Source organism: Actinomadura sp. GC306 (assembly GCF_004348665.1).
Lineage (GTDB): Bacteria > Actinomycetota > Actinomycetes > Streptosporangiales > Streptosporangiaceae > Spirillospora.
The window spans coordinates 1-3,311 of sequence record NZ_SMKM01000431.1 but is presented as its reverse complement, the minus strand read 5'-3'; the positions used below and the strand labels follow the sequence as shown (position 1 = coordinate 3,311).

The window sequence follows — 3,311 nt, the reverse complement described above, 5'->3', positions numbered from 1 at the left end:
CTCGGCGGGCTTCGCCGGGCGTCGGAAACGGCGCCGCCCCGAACCCGGAACAGACGCATCGACGGCCGCCGGGCACGGCGAACACGGGCAAGATCAATATTTGACGTCATACCGTCCCGAAATGGAATGATCTTGCAGCTGGCAGAACTGGTCATCAGATGTCGAGGAGGAAAGCCGTGCTGGATGCGGTCGACGCCGTGCTCGTCCGCGAGCTCCAGCGGGATGGCAGGGCGACGTTCCAGGCGCTCGCCGACCGGGTCGGGCTTTCCCGCACGGCCGTGCGGGCAAGGGTGCAGCACCTTCTCGAGACGCGCGTCGTCCGCGTCGTCGGCATCGTGCACGCCGCCGTCGTCGGCGCGGAGGCGATCGGGCACGTGTCGGTCGCCGTGGACGGCCCGGCGCGGGAGGCCGCCGCGGCCATCGCCGGGCGTCCCGCCGTCAGCTTCGCCGCGCTGACCGCCGGGCCGCACGACATCGTCGCGCAGGTCCGCACCCGCGACGACGCCGCACTCGCCGCCGAGGTGGACCACATCCGGTCCATCCCCGGGGTGCGCGCGGCCGAGGTGTTCCGGTCGGTGGCCACCGTGCGCGACAAGCACGCGGTGGTGCGCGAGCTCGGCGAGATCAGCCTGGACGACATCGACTGGCGGCTCCTGCACGAGCTGCAGCGCGACGGCCGCGCCCCCTACACGCGCCTCGCGCACGTCATCGGGCTCTCGCAGGCCGCCACCCGGGCCCGGGTCGTCCGGCTCATGCGCTCGGGCGTCATCCAGGTCACCGGCCTGGCCGACCCGCTGGCCCTCGGCGCCGCCGAGCTCGGCGGGTTCGGGCTGGTGGTGACCGGCGGGCTGCGCAAGACCGCCGAGGCGGTCGCCGCGCAGGACGGCGTCCGCTACCTCGCGACGGGCTTCGGCCGGTACGACATCGTCGGGCAGGCCGAGGCGGCCTCCCGCGCCGAGCTCGTCGCGGTGCTGGACGCGGTCCGCTCGGTGCCCGGGGTGACGGTCCGGGAGTCCTGGCACCACCTGGACGTGCTCAAGGAGTCCTACGCCGCCGAACTCCCCGCGTACCCCCTCAACGGGTCGTCCTGACCGTCCCGCCGGTGCCCCGGCCCGAGGGCCGGGGCACCGCCGCGTCACTGGTCTTCGCGGGCCGTCTCCTTGGCGAACGTGAGGAAGTCGCGGGCGGCGGGCGGAAGCCTGCGGTGCGCGTGCACGAGCCCGATCATGCGGGTCAGCGGCGGCATGAACGACCGGACGGCCACGCCCTCGGTGTCCTCGATCTGGTTGCGGTACCACAGCACGGAGCCCATCCCGGCGCGGACCCAACCGAGCCAGGCGCCGCGCTCGTCGGACTCGGCCGCCACCACCGGGACGGCGCCGATGCGCCGCAGCAGCGCGTCGATCTCGGCGCGCCGGGCGCTGCCCCGGGCCGGCAGCACCAGCCGCATCCCGTCCAGCGCCGCGGGCGGCACCGGCTCGCGCACCTGCAGCGCCGGCGGCGAGACGAGCACGACCTCGCGCTGCTCGAACGGGTGCGCGGACATGTCCCCGGGCACGGGCAGGTCGGTCAGCGCGAGGTCGGCGCGGCCCGCGCGCAGCGCCGCCGCGACCTGGTCGCGGTCGTCGCAGCGGACCACCCGGACCCGCACGGCGGGCTGGTCGCGGGCGAAGCGGGGGATGAGCCGGCCGGTCAGCTCCGGCTCCAGCGACGCCGTGACGGCGATGCGCAGGTCGGCGCCGCGCCCGTTGGCGCGGGTGACCGCCAGGGACTCGATGGCCTCGACGGCGTCCAGCGCGACGCGCGCCTCCCGCACGACCTGCTCGCCGACGGGGGTGAGGACGACGCCGCGGCCGGACCGCGCGAACAGTTCGACGCCGAGCTCGCGCTCCAGTTCGCGGACGGCCCGCGAGAGCGCGGGCTGGGCCACGTAGAGAGCCTGGGCCGCCGACGTCATCGTGCCGTGGTCGGCGGTGGCCACGACATAGCGCAGCTGCCGCAGATTCATGCCCCCGACCGTATGACAACGAACCGATCCGGTCCTGGACATAGCCGGAATCGGACCGAGAATCGCGGCCGGCCCGTCCGGCCTGCCCGTCCGGCGGGTCAGGGCGGGGAGCCCGGGGCGGCGGTCTCCGGCTCGGGCTGCAGTTGCGGGGCGCCGACGCCGCACTGCGTCCGGCACTCCGGTTCGACCCGCTCCCCGGACGGCGTCCGCAGCGCGTCGTCGTCGACGGTCAGGAAGGTCAGCAGCGCCCCGGCGGCCAGCAGCGCGGCGCACGCCGCCATCGCGACGCCGAACCCCCGGGAGAACGCCGCGGGATCCTCGTAGGCGTCGCCGGTCAGCCCGGCCAGCGGCGGGATCGCCGCGACCGCCAGCAGCCCGGCGGCCCGCGCCACCGCGTTGTTGACACCGCTCGCCACGCCCGCGTGCCGCACCTGCGCGGTGGCGAGCACGGTGGCGGTGAGCGGCGCGACCGCCGCCGACAGCCCCAGCCCGAACACCGCCACGGCGGGCAGGACGTCGCGCACGTACGAGGCGTCCGCGCCGACCCGCGAGACCAGCAGCATCCCGGCGGCCGCGACCAGCAGGCCGGCCGTCATCGGCAGCCGCGGGCCGATCCGCTGCGCGAGGTCGCCCGCGCGGGACGACAGCAGCAGCATCAGCACCGTGACCGGCAGCAGGGCCGTCCCCGCGGCGATCGGCGAGAACCCGGAGACGACCTGCAGGTTCAGCACGAACAGGAAGAACAGCACGCCCATCCCGCCGTACATGACGAACGTGACGAGGTTGACGGCGCTGAACTGCCGGGAGGTGAACACGTCCAGCGGCAGCATCGGGCGCGGCGGCTCCCGGTCCGTGCCGGGCCGGTCCGCGCGGGGCCGGTCCGCGCCGCGGGCCCGCTCGACGAGCACGAACGCGACCGCGGCCGCGCCGCCCACCGCGGCCGCCGCGGCGACCGCCGGGCTCATGCCCGCCGCGGGCGCCTCCGTCAGCGCGTACGTGGTGCCCGCCAGCGCGAGCGCCGCCAGCACCGCGCCGAGCACGTCGAAGCGGCCGCCGGCGTCCGGGTCGGCGCTCTCGGGGACGTGCCGCACCGCCACCAGCACCACCACGGCCGCCAGCGGGACGTTCAGCAGGAACACCCAGCGCCACCCGGCCGCCTCGACCAGCCAGCCGCCCGCGAACGGCCCGGCCGCGCCGGCGACCCCGGCCAGCCCCGACCAGGCGCCCACCGCGCGGGGGCGGTCGTCGGGGGTGAACGACGCCTGGATGATCGCCAGGGACCCCGGGGTCAGCAGTGCCCCGC

General features: G+C 76.2%; 3 protein-coding genes. 1 reads left to right on the top strand and 2 read right to left on the bottom strand.

Annotated features, from left to right (window positions below):
* Nucleotides 1-176: 176 nt before the first annotated feature.
* The gene (locus E1200_RS32195) at nucleotides 177-1,091 is read left to right on the top strand and encodes an Lrp/AsnC family transcriptional regulator (RefSeq protein ID WP_131956276.1); all 915 of its coding nucleotides are present in this window, start codon (nucleotides 177-179) and stop codon (nucleotides 1,089-1,091) included.
* Between the two features lie 44 nt (nucleotides 1,092-1,135).
* Here E1200_RS32195 and E1200_RS32190 read toward each other — a convergent pair whose 3' ends face one another.
* A complete protein-coding gene (locus E1200_RS32190; protein WP_131956274.1) occupies nucleotides 1,136-2,008 on the bottom strand; it encodes a LysR family transcriptional regulator in 873 nt (290 codons plus the stop codon).
* A gap of 98 nt (nucleotides 2,009-2,106) precedes the next feature.
* A partial coding sequence (locus E1200_RS32185) for an MFS transporter (RefSeq protein ID WP_131956272.1) occupies nucleotides 2,107-3,311 on the bottom strand: 1,205 nt, incomplete at its 5' end.